The 18,305-nt window shown below is 46.9% G+C and carries 11 protein-coding genes; 10 read left to right on the top strand and 1 reads right to left on the bottom strand.

Features of this window, described 5'->3' with window-relative positions; all coding sequences use genetic code 11:
- The first annotated feature begins 51 nt into the window (after positions 1 to 51).
- The 5 genes from NC99_RS12610 to katG all read left to right on the top strand — a co-directional run bounded on the left by NC99_RS12610 (position 52) and on the right by katG (position 7,726).
- Positions 52 to 1,143 (top strand): DUF1573 domain-containing protein, encoded by a 1,092-nt coding sequence (locus NC99_RS12610; protein ID WP_204374987.1) that lies wholly within the window; start codon positions 52 to 54, stop codon positions 1,141 to 1,143.
- Between the two features lie 96 nt (positions 1,144 to 1,239).
- Positions 1,240 to 2,370: a methylmalonyl Co-A mutase-associated GTPase MeaB gene (gene meaB / locus NC99_RS12605; RefSeq protein ID WP_053184260.1), complete on the top strand. Its 1,131-nt coding sequence runs from the start codon at positions 1,240 to 1,242 to the stop codon at positions 2,368 to 2,370.
- Positions 2,367 to 3,464 carry a TlpA disulfide reductase family protein gene (locus NC99_RS12600; protein WP_053184204.1) on the top strand — a complete coding sequence of 366 codons (1,098 nt, stop codon included), beginning with the start codon at positions 2,367 to 2,369 and terminating at the stop codon, positions 3,462 to 3,464. The genes meaB and NC99_RS12600 overlap by 4 nt, the downstream gene beginning before the upstream one ends.
- Positions 3,465 to 3,625: 161 nt before the next feature.
- Complete coding sequence (gene lpdA, locus NC99_RS12595; protein ID WP_053184197.1) at positions 3,626 to 5,017, top strand: dihydrolipoyl dehydrogenase; 1,392 nt, start codon at positions 3,626 to 3,628, stop codon at positions 5,015 to 5,017.
- Between the two features lie 453 nt (positions 5,018 to 5,470).
- Positions 5,471 to 7,726: a catalase/peroxidase HPI gene (gene katG, locus NC99_RS12590; RefSeq protein ID WP_053184195.1), complete on the top strand. Its 2,256-nt coding sequence runs from the start codon at positions 5,471 to 5,473 to the stop codon at positions 7,724 to 7,726.
- Positions 7,727 to 8,305: 579 nt separating this feature from the next.
- On the opposite strand, the gene NC99_RS12585 is transcribed toward katG, so the two are convergent.
- The gene (locus tag NC99_RS12585) at positions 8,306 to 10,264 is read right to left on the bottom strand and encodes a glycoside hydrolase family 3 protein (RefSeq protein ID WP_082326468.1); all 1,959 of its coding nucleotides are present in this window, start codon (positions 10,262 to 10,264) and stop codon (positions 8,306 to 8,308) included.
- A gap of 192 nt (positions 10,265 to 10,456) precedes the next feature.
- On the opposite strand from NC99_RS12585, the gene NC99_RS12580 reads away from it, so the two are divergent.
- The 5 genes from NC99_RS12580 to NC99_RS12560 all read left to right on the top strand — a co-directional run bounded on the left by NC99_RS12580 (position 10,457) and on the right by NC99_RS12560 (position 18,217).
- Entirely contained in the window at positions 10,457 to 12,469 is a 2,013-nt protein-coding gene (locus NC99_RS12580; RefSeq protein ID WP_053184194.1) for an alpha amylase C-terminal domain-containing protein, read from the top strand.
- On the top strand, positions 12,470 to 13,486 hold the full coding sequence (locus tag NC99_RS12575; RefSeq protein ID WP_082326467.1) for a GSCFA domain-containing protein: 1,017 nt from the start codon (positions 12,470 to 12,472) through the stop codon (positions 13,484 to 13,486).
- 102 nt (positions 13,487 to 13,588) lie between these two features.
- Positions 13,589 to 15,535 (top strand): amylo-alpha-1,6-glucosidase, encoded by a 1,947-nt coding sequence (locus NC99_RS12570; protein ID WP_053184192.1) that lies wholly within the window; start codon positions 13,589 to 13,591, stop codon positions 15,533 to 15,535.
- Between the two features lie 20 nt (positions 15,536 to 15,555).
- On the top strand, positions 15,556 to 16,848 hold the full coding sequence (locus NC99_RS12565; RefSeq protein ID WP_053184190.1) for a glycosyltransferase family 4 protein: 1,293 nt from the start codon (positions 15,556 to 15,558) through the stop codon (positions 16,846 to 16,848).
- 13 nt (positions 16,849 to 16,861) lie between these two features.
- Positions 16,862 to 18,217, top strand: a complete 1,356-nt coding sequence (locus NC99_RS12560; RefSeq protein WP_053184254.1) for a glycoside hydrolase family 57 protein — start codon at positions 16,862 to 16,864, stop codon at positions 18,215 to 18,217.
- The last annotated feature ends 88 nt before the right edge of the window (positions 18,218 to 18,305 follow it).

The following is an 18,305-nucleotide window of genomic DNA, read 5'->3' as shown; positions in this document are numbered from 1 at the left end:
GGATTGTTATCTTTGATCGTGAATTCAATGCCTCAATTTAAATTATTGTCTATGAAAAATATGCTCTTTCTTTTAGTCTTGGTGTCCTTTGCTTTTGCTACGGCTGGCGTGGGACAAACAGTAAAAGCTAAAATTGATTTTGAAACGCTGGAACATGACTTTGGCACTTTTAAAGAAGAAGCCGGGGCACAAACCTACAGCTTTAAGTTTGTAAATAATGGTGCATCGCCACTGATCTTGAACAACGTTCGGGCCTCGTGTGGTTGTACAACGCCGCAGTGGACCAAGGAGCCAATTGCTCCGGGGCGTGAAGGTTTTATTAAAGTGAGTTACGACCCACGAAACCGGCCGGGCCCATTTAATAAAACGGTTACCGTTTCGTCGAACGCCGAGAATGCGACCACCGTTTTAAGAATAAAAGGAGCCGTTGAGCAACGCGAAAGAACGCTGGCCGAACAATATCCGCGCGAAATTGGGCCGCTGCGTGCAAAAACCAACCAGCTGTCGTTTGTCAAGATTAATGAAAACGAAGTGAAAACCGAGGAGCTGGAACTGGTGAATGACACCGATCAGCCGGTAAAAATTGAATTTAAAACGCCTCCGTCGCATTTAGCGGTGAAAGCGGTTCCGGAAACCATTCCGGCCAAAGGCAAGGGAAAGGTTGTGGTAACCTACGATGCCAAGCAACTCAACACCTATGGTTTCATGATGCACCGGATTTATCTGAATATCAATGGCGAGTCGAACTACCGCAATTCCATAGGGGTGTCGGCTACCATTGAAGAAGATTTTTCGGCGCTGTCGCCCGAAGAACTGGCCAGTGCACCGGTGGTATCTTTCAACGAAAAAGCGCACGATTTTGGAGACATTAACCAGGGCGATGCCGTGGAATACACCTTCACCATTAAAAATGAAGGCAAGCGCGATTTGATTATTCGCAATGTAAAAACTTCGTGCGGTTGTACAGCAGTAACGCCTGAGAAAAAAATTATTTCGCAAAACGAAGTGGTGCCGCTAAAAGTTAAATTTGACTCAAAAGGTAAGCGCGGACGCCAAAACAAGTCGATCACAGTCATCACCAACGACCCCAAAAACCCAACGACCATTTTAAGGGTTTCAACCAATATTAAAACCGCCGGATAACAACAAAACGATAAGAATTGAAAGCCGCTTCATTTTTTGGAGCGGCTTATTTTTTTCTAGTCACCGATGTTTTACCTTCGTAAAAAATTTTTTTCAATGGCAGCAGATCGCGATTTCCATCATATCGAAAATGATGACCAATATAAAGGACTGAACGTGAACAAAGGAGTGGATCAACCGCAGACGTTTAATGAAGATTCGATCAAGCGCTTTTTGAAGCACAAGCGCAAGAAAGTGATGACCGCCGATACTTATGTCGAAGGGATCCTGGCCGGGAATATTACCATGCTGAGCCAGGCGGTAACCTTGGTTGAAAGTTCGAAAAGAGAACACCAGGAAATTGCCAGCGAAATTATAACCCGATGCCTGCCCTACAGTGGTAAGTCGCTGCGCATTGGCATTACGGGTGTGCCGGGCGTTGGGAAAAGCACCTTTATTGAGTCGATGGGCAAGTTTATAACCCGGCGTGGCGGTAAACTGGCCGTGCTGGCAATCGATCCCAGCAGCGAGCGTTCCAAAGGAAGTATTTTGGGTGACAAAACCCGGATGGAAGAACTATCGTCTGATCCGAATGCCTACATCCGTCCTTCGCCCTCAGCAGGTTCGCTGGGTGGTGTGGCCCGGAAAACCCGCGAAACGATCGTGCTTTGCGAGGCTGCCGGATTCGACACCATTTTTATTGAAACCGTCGGCGTGGGACAAAGCGAAACCATGGTTCACTCCATGGTCGATTTCTTTTTGCTGCTGATGCTAGCTGGTGCCGGCGATGAGTTGCAGGGGATCAAACGGGGAATTATGGAAATGGCCGATGCCATTACCATCAACAAAGCCGATGGCAACAACATTGAAAAAGCAGAGATGGCCCGCGTGCAGTACCTCAATGCCTTACACCTGTTTCCGCCAACCGATTCGGGCTGGACGCCGAAGGTGTTGACTTGCTCTGCCTTTCATCACCTGGGCATCGATAAAATTTGGGAGACCATTGAAGCCTATGTCGAATTAGTGAAAAAAAATGGTTATTTTCAGCACCGGCGAAATGAGCAATCCAGGTATTGGATGTATGAAACCATCAACGACCGCTTAAAGTCTGATTTTTACCAGAATAACGAGTTAAAGGAAATGACGGCAGCCTTTGAACAGAAGGTGCTCGGGCAGGAGATGAGTTCGTTTGTCGCTGCTCGCGAATTATTGGAAAACTATTATCAATTTAAAAAATCGAACAAATGAGAAATTTAGGACTATTCATTCTTGCATTGCTTTTTATTGCTGGCTGCCAGAGCAATTCAGCAAAATATCAGATTAGCGGCACGGTTGCCGGGCTCGATTCGGCCATTGTTTATCTGGTAAAGGCAGAAGAAGGGCAGGCTGTAACCACGGACACGACCGAACTGGTGCAAGGAAAATTTAAATTTGAAGGAAGCATCGACGTTCCTGAGCTGCATTACCTGCGCTTGGGCGACCGGCAGTATTTTGCTCAGTTTTTCCTCGAAAATGCAAACATCGAAGTGGCGGCCAACAAAGATAGCTTGCGGAATACGACCGTAACCGGTTCGCCATTGACCGACACGTTTAATGAGTATCTGGATGAAGTGCAGTTGATGAATGAGAAGGTCAACGAATACCAGCAACAGTATTCAGCGGCAGCAGCTTCCGGTAATCAGGATGAAATGGACCGAATTCGCATCGATGCCGAAGCCACCAATGATAATATGCGGGTTTACGCCAAAAACTTCGTCAAGGAACACAGCAGCTCCATTGTTGCTCCGTTTATTACGCTCACCCAGCTGGCTCAGCAATTGGAATACAACGAATTGAAAGAGTTGGTTGACTTGTTCCCGGCAGAATTGGATTCGTCGGTCTACACGAAGCAGCTAAAAGAATTTGTTGAGCAAAAAGGCCGTACGGCTATTGGTACCCAAGCTCCTGAATTTACGATGAACGATCCCGAAGGAAATCCGGTTAGCCTGGCTTCCTTCCGCGGGAAATATGTGTTGCTCGATTTTTGGGCAGCTTGGTGTGGCCCCTGCCGCCAGGAAAACCCCAATATCGTAAGTGCTTACAATGCGTTTAAAGATAAAGGTTTCGATATTCTCGGAATTTCGCTCGACCGCGACAAAGCGGCCTGGTTAAAAGCTATTGAAGACGACAACCTGGCCTGGACCCAGGTTTCGGATTTGAAATACTGGCAAAACGAAGTGGCCCAAATGTATGGGGTAAACTCCATTCCGCATTCTGTCTTGCTCGATCCCCAGGGCGTGATTGTTGCCAAAAACCTGCGCGGGCAGGAGTTGCACGAGAAGTTAGCTGAGCTCTTGAATTAGAAAGACATGACAATCATAAGAAAAGCCGGTCCCAAAAGGAACCGGCTTTTTCATTGGCCTTCGCTTGTCAATCTGGCGGCTGGTATTCGGTCCTTTGGAAAACTTTTTGCAACTTAAACTGTTTTTTAAAGCGATCAATCAAATTCAGTTAATCAATCATTATGAGTTACGATGTATTAGTTATAGGAAGCGGGCCTGGCGGTTATGTTGCCGCAATCCGGGCTTCTCAGTTGGGTTTTAAAGTAGGCGTTGTTGAAAAAGAAAATATTGGAGGCGTGTGTCTCAACTGGGGATGTATCCCAACCAAGTCCTTGCTGAAAAGCATGCAGGCTTTTGAATATGCCAAGCATGCAGCCGATTATGGCGTGAGCATCTCGGGCGAAGTGAAGGCCGACTTTGGGGCCATGGTTAAGCGCAGTCGCGACGTGGCTGGCGGCATGAGCAAAGGTGTGCAGTTCCTTTTTAAAAAGAACAAGATTGAAGTGATCAATGGTTATGGTCGCTTAAAAGATAAAGGCACCGTTGAGGTAGAAGATGAAAAAGGAAAGAAAACTACAGTTTCAGCCAAACACATCATTCTGGCTACCGGTGCGCGTTCACGTCAATTGCCAAACCTGGAGCAGGACGGTAAGAAAATTATTGGCTACCGCGAAGCCATGACCCTGGACAAGCAGCCCAAATCGATGGTGGTTGTTGGATCGGGCGCCATTGGCAGCGAGTTTGCCAACTTCTACCACGCCATTGGCACCGAAGTGACTTTGGTGGAATACATGCCAACTTTGGTTCCCAACGAAGATGAGGAAGTAGCCAAAACCCTGGAGCGCTCTTTCAAAAAAGATAAAATGAAAATAATGACCAATGCTTCGGTCGAATCGGTTGACACGAAAGGAAAGCTTTGCAAGGTGGTTGTGAAAACCAAAAAAGGCGAAGAAACCTTGGAAGCCGAAATTGTTCTTTCGGCAGTTGGAATTGCTCCGAACATTGAGAATATTGGCTTGGAAGACCTGGGCATTGAACTGGAAAATGGTAAGATCAAAGTGGATGATTTCTACCGCACCAATGTAGAAGGCGTTTACGCGATTGGCGATATTGTTCACGGACCTGCCTTGGCGCACGTGGCCTCAGCTGAAGGAATTACCTGCGTGGAAAAAATTGCCGGAAAGAACCCGGATCCGGTGGATTACGGGAACATCCCGGGATGTACCTACACCAGCCCCGAAGTGTCGTCAGTTGGCATGACGGAGAAAAAGGCCAAAGAAGCCGGCTACGAAATTAAAGTCGGTAAGTTCCCTTACTCAGCCAGTGGGAAAGCAAGTGCAGCCGGGCAAAAAGATGGCTTTGTGAAGCTGATTTTCGATGCCAAGTACGGCGAATTGCTGGGTGCCCACATGATTGGCGGAAACGTGACCGAAATGATTGCCGAGCTGGTGGTCGCCAAAAAACTGGAAATTACCGGGCACGAGTTGATTAAATCCATTCACCCGCACCCCACCATGAGCGAGGCGATCATGGAAGCTGCTGCTGCTGCTTACGATGAAGTAATCCATTTATAGTACAATAAAGTTTAAAGGTTGACATGCTGAGAGCCGTTTCGGAAGATATTCCGGAGCGGCTTTCTTTTTCATGAAAAAACCGTTTACCAACCAGCCTTCCCGGTGGTTTCAAATCAAGCTTTCTGCTTCTGCTGGCCTTCCCAATGGGATCCCTCGATTCATGGCAGCTTCATTTCTTTTTTTTTTTGTTTGTTGACCTGTTGTCGGGCAGGTCAAATCGGTAAACAATTCACTGAGGACCATGTTTTTTCAATGATGAGGCATTGGTAATTTGTTGGCTTGCTGAGCCCGTTTTGTGGGCAGAATAGCGGCCACAAAGTGAATCGAAATTGATCATAGCAAAATAAAAATCGAAGTTATAGTTTTCATCTATGTCTGGATAGAAACAATAGATAAAAAATATCGATAGGCTTTTCGTAAATTGTAGGTCATAACAAGAAAAATTAATCAAAAATGAAAAACGACACACATTCAAGTACACCGGGAGACGGCAAAGTTTGGGACGTGAACGAGTCCGGCAAATGCCCTTTTACCGGAGGCGCTGTAAAACAAACGGCAGGAACTGGCCGTTCGAACCGTGATTGGTGGCCAAACCAGTTGAATTTAGGTATCCTTCGTCAGCATTCATCGCTGTCGAATCCGATGGGCGAAGATTTCAATTATGCCGAGGAGTTTAAAAAACTCGATCTGAAAGCCGTAAAAAAAGACCTTTTCGATCTGATGACTGACTCGCAGGATTGGTGGCCCGCTGACTATGGGCATTACGGACCATTTTTTATTCGAATGGCATGGCACAGTGCCGGAACTTACCGTATTGCTGATGGCCGTGGGGGCGGGGGATCGGGCTCGCAACGTTTTGCACCGCTCAACAGTTGGCCCGACAATGCCAACCTGGACAAGGCCCGCTTACTGCTTTGGCCGGTAAAACAAAAATATGGCAAACAGATTTCCTGGGCCGATCTTATGATTTTGGCCGGGAACTGTGCGCTGGAATCTATGGGATTCAAGACATTCGGTTTTGCAGGTGGACGCGAAGATATTTGGGAACCCGAAGAAGATATTTATTGGGGATCGGAAGGCGAATGGCTGGGCAATAAGGAACGTTTAGCCGGCGATGAACTTGAAAACCCGCTGGGAGCCACCCATATGGGATTGATTTATGTGAATCCCGAAGGCCCAAACGGGAATCCTGATCCGCTGGCTGCAGCGAAGGACATTCGTGAAACTTTTGGACGCATGGCCATGAATGATTATGAAACCGTTGCCCTGATTGCCGGAGGACATACCTTTGGTAAAACACACGGTGCTGCCGATCCGGTCAAATATGTGGGGCCTGAGCCTGCCGGTGCAAGCATGGAAGAACAAGGCCTTGGCTGGAAAAATACCTACGGCACGGGACACGGCGAACACACCATCACCAGTGGTCTGGAAGGTGCCTGGACAAAAACACCGACCAAGTGGAGCAACAATTTCTTTGAAAATCTTTTTGATTACGAATGGGAATTGACCAAAAGCCCGGCCGGTGCGCACCAATGGAAACCCAGGGGACAAGCCGGTGCCAATAGTATTCCTGATGCTCACAATCCGGAGAAACGTCACGCGCCATTTATGCTGACCACGGATGTGGCCTTAAGGATGGACCCGGCGTATGAAAAAATATCAAGAAACTTTTATGAAAATCCGGATGAATTTGCCGATGCGTTTGCCCGGGCCTGGTTTAAATTAACCCATCGTGATATGGGGCCTGTCGCGCGGTATTTGGGACCGGAAGTTCCCCAGGAAGAGCTGATCTGGCAAGATCCGGTGCCGGCTGTCGATTTCGACTTGATTGATGATCGGGATGTCGCTTCACTGAAAAAGCAGCTCCTCGAATCGGGCTTGTCTGTATCCCAATTGGTAACGACTGCCTGGGCTTCGGCCTCCACTTTCCGTGGTTCCGACAAGCGCGGTGGTGCCAATGGTGCGCGGATTCGTCTGGCTCCTCAAAAGGATTGGGAAGTCAACAATCCGGCTCAGCTGGCCCAGGTGCTGGAGAAACTGGAGGGCGTTCAAAAAGCGTTCAACGATGCTCAGTCGGGCAATAAGCGGGTTTCGCTGGCCGATTTGATTGTGCTTGGCGGATGTGCAGGTGTTGAGCAGGCAGCCAGAAATGCTGGTCAGGAGCTCACCGTGCCTTTCACTCCCGGACGAACGGATGCTTCGCAAGAAAAAACCGATGTTGAAGCGTTTGCTCCCCTGGAGCCCAATGCTGACGGTTTCCGTAATTATCTGAAGAAACGGGAAAATATAAGCGCTTCGGCGGAGGAGTTGTTGGTTGACCGCGCACAGTTGCTGACCCTGACACCACCGGAAATGACGGTGCTACTGGGAGGAATGCGTGTGCTGAATACCAACTATGACCAGTCGCAACATGGGGTGTTTACCAAACGTCCGGAAGCACTGACCAATGATTTTTTCATGAATCTGCTCGATTTAAGAACGACCTGGAAAGCTACTTCGGAGGAAGAAGTTCTGTTTGAGGGAAGCGATCGTTCAACGGGCGAGAAAAAGTGGACGGGTACCCGGGCCGACCTCATTTTCGGATCAAATTCAGAGCTTCGTGCGCTGGCCGAAGTTTATGGATCGGTTGATTCGCAAGAGAAGTTTGTCCGCGACTTTGTAGCGGTCTGGAACAAAGTGATGAACCTGGATCGCTTCGATCTGGCCTGAACATAGCAGAACCTGTAAAAGCAGGTTTGCTTAAAAAACAGAAACGGGGTGACTTGGCAGCAGGTCACCCCGTTTGATGGATAGGCCCCCTGTTCACCGATGGGAATTGATATCCGTTGGTGCAAAAGATTTTGAAAAAAATGCTTTTAGTTTTGAAATAATCAGTTTCAGTTTTAACAAATGCGGTTCTATTGTTGTAAAATGATGTATTACTTTTGCTAAGAGATGTATTACTTTGGCTAGATGATCTACGGCTTTTGCCAGATGAAGTAATACTTTTGCCAGATGAAGTACCACTTTTAAGTAATGAAGTTCAACTTTTAAAAAAAGAGGTAGTACTTTTGTCAGAAAAGGTAAGACTTTTGTAAAATGAAGTTCAAGTTTTATTGGAGAGGGTGCAAGTGTGAATTAACGACGCACAAGTTTTATCAGAAGAGGTCATAGTTTTGTAGTCTGAGAAGCTTGTTTTAGTTTAGGCTATTCTGATTTTGGAAAATGAACAGTTGGTTTTAATTTATGCGAAACGATTGGTTTAAGCTTAGAGACACTGGAGAGAAATCCGAAGGCGAGTTGGTTCACTTACTCGTCATAAGTCAGCCCAAAGCCAAACGGATACAAAGGATTTTTCGAATCGTAGGGCACATCTTCCTTTTGGGTTTCCACAGCCTCCATTGACGAAGGCAGTTCGAAGGGAAGTTTGGCTTGCGGCTTAAAATCTCCAAAAATAACATCCAGTACGGCCTCATCTTCAGCGCCAAAGTCGGCCAGCAGGCCTTTACTTTGTTGGGCGATTTCGGGAATGACTGCCGCACGATCCAGGTAGATGCAAACGATGGTAGGTTTTTTATGCATGATGTTGAGCAGTCGTGAAAGTTCCGGCTCAGGAAAATTCAAATCGCCTTGGTGGAACATCCGCTCAATGAAGTCATCGGTACGATTTTCAAATGGCGTTGTGAGCCGCAGTATCGCGAAGTCGGCCTCCTCAAGTTTCGCGACGACCGTCGCATAGTTTGATGCCACTTCAGGATTGATGTTCTCCGTGTATATTTTTATTTCTTTTTTTAATGGAAGGACGTTCTGACGGTGGCCATCGGCTCCGTTTTTTAACAACACGATCGACTTTCGCTGGGCCATTTGTCCCTTTTCTTTGGATGTTTTTTGATTCACAATTTCAACAGCCTGTTCCGGATCAACAAACGGATTGTCGAACAAGCCAAGTTCAAATTTAACCCGTAGCAAGCGGCGCGCCGACTCGTCAATCCGATCTTCCGACACCTCGCCTTTTCTTACCAACCGAAGCAGCTGGCGGGTGTGCATGTTTCCTCCAAACTGGTCAACTCCGGCGTCAATTACTTTAGCAATCCGATCGTCAACCGATAAATTTTCAACGCCCCAGTTTTTGGCCTCCACCAGTTCGTAACCCAGAAATGAGAATCCTTCAATAATACCCCAGTCGGTGCAAACCACGCCATCATAGCCGTATTCCTCGCGCAGCAGTTTGGTAATAATTTCCTTGTTGAAGCTCATCCCCACGTTTTCGGTGGTTTGGTCAACGGCAATGCCATAATAGGGCATCATCATCGCGGTGTTGGCTGCAAGTGCCGCTTCAAAAGGAATCAGATGGTATTTGAAGTTATTACCCGGGTAAACCTGATTTTTCCCGTAATGAAAGTGAGCATCTTCGCCGGCCTCTTGCGGGCCGCCGCCAGGCCAGTGTTTGGTCATGCAGGCCACGCTGTTGCTGTCCAGCGAGTCGCCCTGAAATCCGTAAATATAGGCGGCGGTCAGTTTTGCCGAGAGCCTGGCATCCTCGCCAAACGTGCCGTTAATTCGGGCCCAGCGGGGGTCAGTGGCCAAATCAGCCATCGGGTGAAGCGCGGTGTGGATGCCCACGGCACGATACTCCTGCCGCGCGATTTCTCCAAACTCAACCACCAGCGATGAGTCGCCAATGGCTGCCAGCCCAACAGGCTCCGGCCAGCGCGACCACTCACCGCCCAGCAGATCCATGCCAATGAAGTTGGAAAGCCCATGCCGGGGGTCAGTACTGATACTGACCGGGATTCCCAGGCGCGTTTTCTCAGCCAGCTGCTGTAACCGGTTTGACCAGTTTGCGAGGTGTTTTGCTTCCGGTACGGCGAACAAGTTGAAATGATTGAGCTTTTTGTGAATGACGGCATCGTAGGTAGATACTGCACTATAAATGCCGGGCTTGGTTTGAAGTTCTCCCTTGTCGCCAACACCAATGGGTGGATGCCACATGAGCCCGATTTTTTCTTCCAGTGTCATTTGTGAGAGGATGTCTTCCACCCGAACATCAACTGGCTGACGCGCGTCTTCGTATGGATCCAGCCGTTCATTCTTATTCAAGTCCCGAAACCGGAGTCCATCGATGGTTAACAGCTGAACATCTTGAAGTTCCTTTTCGGCCTTTTTGTTTAATATGGAGTAGTAGGTATTAAAAGCGAGGGTGGCAACCAGAACAATTCCCACGGCAATGAGGAGAAAATAGAGGATGACTTTGAATAGTTTTTTCATCTCGATTCAGTTTCAGGTTTTGAACGAAAAGATAAGCCGAATAAAGCTTTTTGCGAAATTTTAAGGCGTGTTCAATAATATGTTTTGATTAATTCTTTTCAACAAAAACAGGTAACAAATTATTGTTGATTTAAACTCCGATCCGTGGCATTCTATCAGGCATTTTCCTATCTTTAGGGAAAGCATTCACCTATGGAAATACCTCAACTCGTACAAAACGATCGATACCTTGAACCACATGCTGCAGTGATTATCGATCGTATAAATCAAGCCAAAGCCAAAGAACAGGAGCTGACACAAAATGGCTCGTTAAAAGATTTTGCAAGCGGACATCATTGGTTTGGCTTGCACAAAACCAGCACAGGCTGGGTCATCCGCGACTGGGCGCCAAACGCGACCCAAATCTTCATGATCGGCGATTTCAACGACTGGCAGGAGCGGGATGATTATCGCTTACAGGCCATTGGCGATGGGCACTGGGAGCTTTCCCTGCCCGAAGACAAATTGGTGCATGGACAACTGTATGCCTTTTCGATGCACTGGAATGGTGGTAACGGCAAGCGAATACCTGCCTGGTGTAAGCGCGTGGTTCAGGATGAAGAAACCAAACTTTTCAATGCCCAGGTGTGGATTCAGGAAAAAGATTTTGAGTGGAAACATCCCAATTACATGCGGGCCGAAGAAGCGCCGCTGATTTACGAAAGCCATGTTGGCATGGCGGGCGAAGAAGAGCGGGTGCATACTTACAATGAATTTCGCGAGCAAATTTTACCGCGTATCAAGGCAGCCGGCTACAACACTGTGCAGCTGATGGCTATTCCGGAGCATCCCTACTACGGAAGTTTTGGCTATCACGTGTCCAGTTTTTTTGCGCCTTCATCGCGTTTCGGAACGCCCGAAGAACTCAAGCAGTTAATCGATGAAGCCCACGGAATGGGACTGGCGGTGATTATTGACCTGGTACATTCGCATGCGGTGAAAAATGAAGTGGAGGGATTGGGAAATTACGATGGCACCCGCTACCAGTTTTTTCATTCGGGTGCAAAAGGCGAACATCCGGCCTGGGATTCCTACTGTTTCAATTATGGCAAAAATGAAGTCCTGCACTTTTTACTGTCCAATATTCGGTACTGGCTCGAAGATTTTAAGTTTGATGGTTTTCGGTTCGACGGCGTGACCAGCATGCTTTATTTCGACCACGGATTGGGGAAAGCCTTTACGAAATACGACGATTATTACGATGGAGGAGTAGATCAGGAAGCCGTCAGCTATTTTTACCTGGCCAGCAAGCTTATTCACGAGGTAGATCCCAACGCCCTGTCCATTGCCGAAGAGGTGAGTGGCATGCCGGGGCTGGCCACCCCAATTGAAGGAGGAGGGTATGGCTTTGATTACCGAATGGCCATGGGCGTGCCCGATTTCTGGATTAAGCTGATCAAGGAAATCCCGGATGACAATTGGGACATGGGCCAGATTTTTCATGAGCTGACGTCGAAGCGTTTGGATGAAAAAGTGGTGAGCTATGCCGAATCGCATGACCAGGCGCTGGTGGGCGACAAGACCATCATCTTCAGGCTCATGGACAAGGAAATGTATTTTAGCATGCGGAAAGACCAGCCCAACTTGTTGGTTGACCGCGGAATGGCTTTGCATAAGATGATCCGCCTGGCTACCGTCACCTGCGCTGGCGGAGCCTATCTCAACTTTATGGGCAATGAATTTGGCCATCCCGAATGGATTGACTTTCCAAGGGAAGGAAATAACTGGTCGTATAAACATGCCAAACGAATATGGAGTTTGGCCGAAAACAAAGAGCTGCGTTACCATTTACTCTCTGATTTTGATCAGCAAATGATGCAGTGGATTCGCCAGGTTGGCTTGCTTGAAACCCCGGAGGTGGTCTGGCGATACGACAACAACGGCGATAAGGTACTGAGTTACCAGCGCGGCGAATTCCTGATGGTGTTTAATTTTAATCCCACACAATCTTATACAGATTATGGGATTCCGGTTGAACCTTCCAAGTTTAAAATCCTTTTTAATACTGATGAAGGGCGCTTTGGAGGACAGGAACGGATCGACAAACGAATGACTTACTACACAAGGCCATCGGCGGGCTTAACAAGCCAGCATTACCTGCATCTGTATTTGCCCGCCCGAACCGCCATTGTGTTGAAAAGAGAAGCTTTTAAAAGGGTAAGATAAATGAACCAGTATTACACCGAAGTGAATATAAAGGATCTGGGATGGAAGATTGACTACCATTCAAAATTGATGCTGCTGGGTTCGTGTTTTGCCGAGAATATTGGGCAGCGAATGCAACGGCTGAAGTTTCAGGTTGACGTAAACCCCTTCGGCATTTTGTATAATCCGCAGTCGATTTCCAAAAGTCTGCGTTTGCTCGTGGAAGGGAAAGCGTATTCTGAAGCTGATTTGTTTGAACACGACGGGGTTTGGCACAGTTTCGACCATCACAGCCGGTTTTCGTCAACCAACCAGCAGCAGGTGCTGGATGGAATCAATGAGCAACTGATCCTTTCGGCAGCACATTTAAAAGAAAGTGAGTTTTTGATGCTGTCGCTGGGCACAGCCTGGATTTTTGAGCTGAAAAGAACCGGACAAATCGTTTCAAACTGCCACAAGCTGCCGGCTGCTGAGTTTAAACGACTTCGCTTGACGCCCGGTGAAATTGTGGAAGATTACCGGGAGCTGATTTTGGCACTTTGGAGATTTAACCCAAAGTTAAAGATCCTGTTCACAGTCAGCCCTATACGCCATTGGAAAGATGGTGCTGTTGAAAATCAGCTCAGTAAATCGACGCTGTTATTGGCCGTTGATCGGCTGATTACAGGCTTCGGCGAAGAGCAATGCGCCTACTTCCCATCCTACGAAATTGTGATGGACGAACTGCGCGACTATCGGTTTTATGCGCCTGACATGTTGCATATTAGCGAGCAGGCTGTTGATCATATCTGGCATAAATTCAGTTCAAAACTGATGGCCGAAGAAAGCCTGAAGCTAACAGATCAGGTTTTGAAAATCGTCAAAGGCATGGAGCACCGTCCTGTTCGAAAGCAGTCCAAAGCCTATGAAAGTTTTCTGTTATACAACCTAAAAGAGATCAATAATTTATTGAAAACTTTTCCTTTTCTTAATTTAGGAAATGAAAAGAAGTATTTTGAACTGGAATTGAATGGTTATCAGCAGGGAAGCGTGAAATGAACGGATTCCTTTGCGTACATTTGTACAGAACCGCCATCTCAAACTGATTGCCTGTTTTATAAAAATTTATTTACTAATTTGATTAAGCCAACGTCTGGAATTATGAGCTACCTAAAATTTGATAAAAGTCGTTTAGTTAATCTGGAATACTCCCTTTCGCGGGAAGTTCTCCGGTCAAACCGGGCAGGTTCATACATCAGTACCACAATTTCCGGATGCAACACCCGAAAGTATCACGGATTGCTAATCTGTCAGCTCGATGAGCTGGATGGAGGCAAACACGTTTTGCTATCCTCTTTTGACGAGACCGTCGTTCAGCATGGCGCCGAGTTTAATTTGGGCATTCATAAATATGAAAACGATTTTTATGAACCCAAAGGGCATAAATACATTCGCGACTTCGAAGTGGACCAGATTCCGAAGACAACCTTTCGGGTTGGCGGAGTTGTGCTGTCGAAGGAACGGATATTGGTTGAGAATGAGCAGCAGGTGTTGACCCGCTATACGCTGGTGGAAGCCAATTCGCCAACAACGCTCAAATTCAAACCATTTTTGGCTTTTCGGAACGTGCACGAGCTTAGTAAGGCGAACTTGTATGCCAACACCAAATACAAGAAAGCGCCAAACGGTATTAAAATGAAGCTTTATGAAGGCTATCCGTTTTTACACATGCAGTTTTCCAAACCTGCCGAGTTTATTGCCGTGCCGGGTTGGTACAACAATATTGAGTACCTGAAGGAAAAGAACCGGGGCTACGACTATCGCGAAGACCTGTTTGTTCCGGGGTATTTTGAGTTGCCGATTAAAAAAGGGGAAAGTATCGTGTTTTCAGCATCTGTCAAAGAAGCGAACCCCGATACCATCAAAGCAAAATTTACGCGAGAGCTGAACAAAAGGCCGCCGCGTGATACCTTTAGAAGTTTTTTGGTCAATGCCGGACAGCAATTTTTTATCAAGCGGGGTGAAGATCACGATCTTGTCGCTGGGTTTCCCTGGTATGGATCGATACCACGCCAAACTTTTGTTGCGCTGCCAGCGCTCACGCTTGATCAGGATGAACCCGATCTGTTTGAAGCTGTCGTTGACACCCAGCTGAAAAATATGAAAAACGGCCTTTTCCCGAATGTTAACGGACAGCGACAGCCAGCCTATAATAATATCGATACGCCGCTATGGTTTTTTTGGGCCTTGCAGCAATATGCGAACGAAACAAAAAATTGGAAACATATCTGGGAGAAATATGGGGAGGTTATGAAGCAGATTCTGAACGCCTACCTAAAAGGAACCGATTTCAATATAAAAATGAATGAGCTCGGCCTCATTGAGGGTGAAGATGACAACCTGGCACTTACCTGGATGGATTCGTATGTGAATGGCAAGCCAGTTGTTCAGCGGGCCGGAATGCCGGTGGAAGTCAATGCCCTTTGGTACAACGCCATTTGTTTTGCGCTCGAGCTGGCCGAGGCCGTCGGTGATAAGGGGTTTACCAAGGAATGGGAGGCTTTGCCCAAGCAAATTGCCGATTCGTTTATGCGTCAGTTTTGGTGCGAAGAACATGGCTATTTGGCCGACTGCGTGAAAGATGACGTCAAAGACTGGTCGGTCAGGCCCAATATGGTGATAGCAGCAGCTTTGGATTACAGCCCGCTCGATCGGGAAAAACAAAAGCAAGTACTCAGTGCCGCCAAGCAACAACTGCTTACCCCCAGGGGGTTAAGGACCTTGTCGCCTCGGAATGCTCATTATGAAGGAGTTTGCGTAGGAAGCATTTCCGAGCGCGAAAAGACACTTCACCAAGGAACGGTTTGGCCGTGGTTATTGATGTTTTTTGTTGAAGGATATTTGAAAATTCACAAACGCGGCGGATTACCCTTCGTGAAAAAACTGATTGAAGGTTTTGAAGAAGAAATGACAGAACATTGCATTGGCACCATTCCGGAGAATTACAACGGAAATCCACCTCACCAGGGCAAGGGAGCCATATCGCAAGCCTGGAGTGTTGCCGCACTGATCAGAGCAAACAAACTGGCAGTAAATTTTTTAGAATAATTGTTTTAAACTGAATACGCATGAAAGTATTAATGTTTGGTTGGGAGTTCCCTCCACATATATCCGGAGGATTAGGAACAGCTTGTTACGGATTAACGAAAGGCTTAGCTGAATACAAAGATGTTGAGGTCATTTTTGTCGTTCCCAAGGCTCATGGTGACGAGGATCAATCAAGCATGAAACTGTTAGGTGCCAACGAAATTCCCATCACCCGAAAAAAGGTGCAATTTCGTGATCTTCAGAAGAAAATCGATTACTATGAAGTGGAGTCCGGCATGGTGCCTTACATGGATCCGGAGGAATTCTGGAAGCTGAGCAGCAAAAAGTATTCTGAGAAAACCCGCTTTGTGGAAACCGATGAAGATGGCCGGCTTGAATTTAGCGGCACCTATGGTAATGACCTGCTGCATGAGATTTACAAATACTCCCTGGTAGCCGAAGTCATTGCACGCGATCAGGAATTTGACCTGATTCATGCCCACGACTGGCTGGCCTATCCTGCCGGAATAGCCGCCAAGGAAGCCAGCGGAAAACCCCTGGTGATTCATGTACACGCCACCGATTTTGACCGCAGTGGAGGTAGTGTTAATCCGCAGGTGTTCGATATTGAGCAGCGAGGTATGCGTGCTGCCGATAAAATCATCACCGTGAGCAACATGACCCGACGGATTGTTATTGAGAAATATGGGATCGATCCGGCGAAGATCACCACCGTGTACAACGCTGTTGAACCCATTAGCCGCGAAGAGAAAGTTCGGTTGAAGAAAGGTGTTGAGGATAAAATCGTCACGTTTTTGGGACGAATCACCATGCAAAAAGGGCCCGAGTATTTTGTTGAGGCTGCCAACCTGGTGCTCAAACGAATGAAAAACGTCCGCTTTGTCATGGCAGGTAGCGGCGACATGATGAATCGCATGGTGAAGCGCGCTGCCGAACTGAAGATCTCGGACAATTTTCACTTCACCGGGTTTTTGAAAGGTGACGATGTTTTCGACATGTTTCGCATGAGTGATGTATTTGTCATGCCCTCGGTTTCCGAGCCCTTTGGAATTGTTCCGTTGGAAGCCATGCAAACCAATGTCCCGGTGATTATTTCCAATCAATCGGGCGTTGCCGAAATATTGAAATATGCCGTAAAAACCGACTATTGGGATGTGCATGCCATGGCCGATGCCATTTACGGCTTGCTGAATTATCCCGGCATGTGGAATATGTTTATGAAACATGGAAAAAAGGAAGTGGACATGCTGCAATGGAAAAACTCAGCCCGGAATGTTCGCGATGTTTATTATGAAGCTTTAAAAATTGAATAAAAAAACAAAAGATATGAAAGCCATCTGTTTATATTTTCAAGTGCATCAGCCGTTTCGTTATCGTCGCTACCGTTTCTTCGACATTGGCAACGATCATTATTACTACGATGATTATGCGAATGAAACCATTCTGAGAAAGATTGCCGACCATTGCTATTTGCCAGCCAATAAACTGATGCTTGACTTAATCAAGAAGCACAAGGGGAAATTTAAAATCGCCTTTTCCATTACCGGAACAGCCCTGGAACAGTTCGAACTGTATGCTCCTGAAGTGTTGGAATCGTTTCAGGAATTGGCAAAAACCGGCCAAGTTGAATTTTTAGCCGAAACCTATTCGCATTCGCTGGTGGCTTTGAAAAGCAAAGAGCTGTTTAAAGAGCAGGTCGATAAACACAGCGATGCCATGGAGCGCTATTTCGGACAGCGGCCTACCGTGTTTCGAAATACCGAGATGGTTTATTCCGACGAAATTGGTGTGGCAGTTGCCGACATGGGCTTTAAGGCAGTTTTAACCGAAGGGGCCAAGCACGTATTAGGCTGGAAATCGCCGAACTTTTTATACTGCAACGCCATCAATCCGCGGCTCAAAGTATTGATGCGCAACTTTAAGCTGAGTGACGACATCTCCTTCCGGTTCTCCAATCAAGGATGGAGCGAGTATCCGCTTACGACTGAAAAATTCGTGCGTTGGATTAGTCATGATCCCAAAGACGAGATTATCAATCTTTTTATGGATTACGAAACCTTTGGAGAGCACCAAGCCGAAGAAACCGGCATCTTCCGGTTTATGGAGCATTTACCGGACACGGTTTTTAAACAATCGGCTTTCCGCTTTGCAACGCCTTCTGAAATCGCCGACGACTTTCAGCCGGTATCGGCCGTAAGTGTGCCGAACACCATTTCCTGGGCCGATGAAGAACGCGACTTGACCGCCTGGCTCGGCAATGAAATGCAACAGGAGGCTTTCGACAAAGTGTACGAGCTGAAAGACCGAATGGCCAAAGTTGACGACGAAGCACTGAACAAAGATTGGAACTACCTTCAGGTTAGCGATCATTTTTATTACATGAGTACCAAGTTTTTCTCCGATGGAGAAGTGCACAACTACTTCAACCCCTACGAGAGCCCCTACGAAGCATTCATCAACTTCATGAACGTATTCGGCGACTTTAAACTAAGATTGAATACGTTTGTTCCTGAAAGTGAACTGGAGGTCAAGTTGGCTGTTCTGAATAAAGCACTGCTTGAAAAAGAAGAGAAACTGAAGAAGTACGAACTTGAAATTGCCCAGCTGCAAACCAAAAAGAAACCGAAAAAAACAACGACCAAACCGAAACCCGCTTCAACTGAAGCAAAGCGTAAAAAGTAAGTTTAACCAGAATCTTGAACATCTTGGAAGAGATAAAAGTCTTTGATTGAAAGATTTTTATACTTTTGCATCTCTTTTCAAATCAGCA

The organism is Sunxiuqinia dokdonensis (assembly GCF_001270965.1).
GTDB classification, from domain to species: domain Bacteria; phylum Bacteroidota; class Bacteroidia; order Bacteroidales; family Prolixibacteraceae; genus Sunxiuqinia; species Sunxiuqinia dokdonensis.
Note: the sequence above shows the minus strand (reverse complement) of the source record. Positions and strands in the feature narration are given on the sequence as shown.

Bases quoted from the DNA above. Each gene is read 5' to 3' on its own strand.
- NC99_RS12610 (WP_204374987.1), top strand. From the start codon at position 52: ATGAAAAATATGCTCTTTCTTTTAGTCTTGGTGTCCTTTGCTTTTGCT.
- meaB (WP_053184260.1), top strand. From the start codon at position 1,240: ATGGCAGCAGATCGCGATTTCCATCATATCGAAAATGATGACCAATAT.
- NC99_RS12600 (WP_053184204.1), top strand. From the start codon at position 2,367: ATGAGAAATTTAGGACTATTCATTCTTGCATTGCTTTTTATTGCTGGC.
- lpdA (WP_053184197.1), top strand. From the start codon at position 3,626: ATGAGTTACGATGTATTAGTTATAGGAAGCGGGCCTGGCGGTTATGTT.
- katG (WP_053184195.1), top strand. From the start codon at position 5,471: ATGAAAAACGACACACATTCAAGTACACCGGGAGACGGCAAAGTTTGG.
- NC99_RS12585 (WP_082326468.1), bottom strand. From the start codon at position 10,264: ATGAAAAAACTATTCAAAGTCATCCTCTATTTTCTCCTCATTGCCGTG.
- NC99_RS12580 (WP_053184194.1), top strand. From the start codon at position 10,457: ATGGAAATACCTCAACTCGTACAAAACGATCGATACCTTGAACCACAT.
- NC99_RS12575 (WP_082326467.1), top strand. From the start codon at position 12,470: ATGAACCAGTATTACACCGAAGTGAATATAAAGGATCTGGGATGGAAG.
- NC99_RS12570 (WP_053184192.1), top strand. From the start codon at position 13,589: ATGAGCTACCTAAAATTTGATAAAAGTCGTTTAGTTAATCTGGAATAC.
- NC99_RS12565 (WP_053184190.1), top strand. From the start codon at position 15,556: ATGAAAGTATTAATGTTTGGTTGGGAGTTCCCTCCACATATATCCGGA.
- NC99_RS12560 (WP_053184254.1), top strand. From the start codon at position 16,862: ATGAAAGCCATCTGTTTATATTTTCAAGTGCATCAGCCGTTTCGTTAT.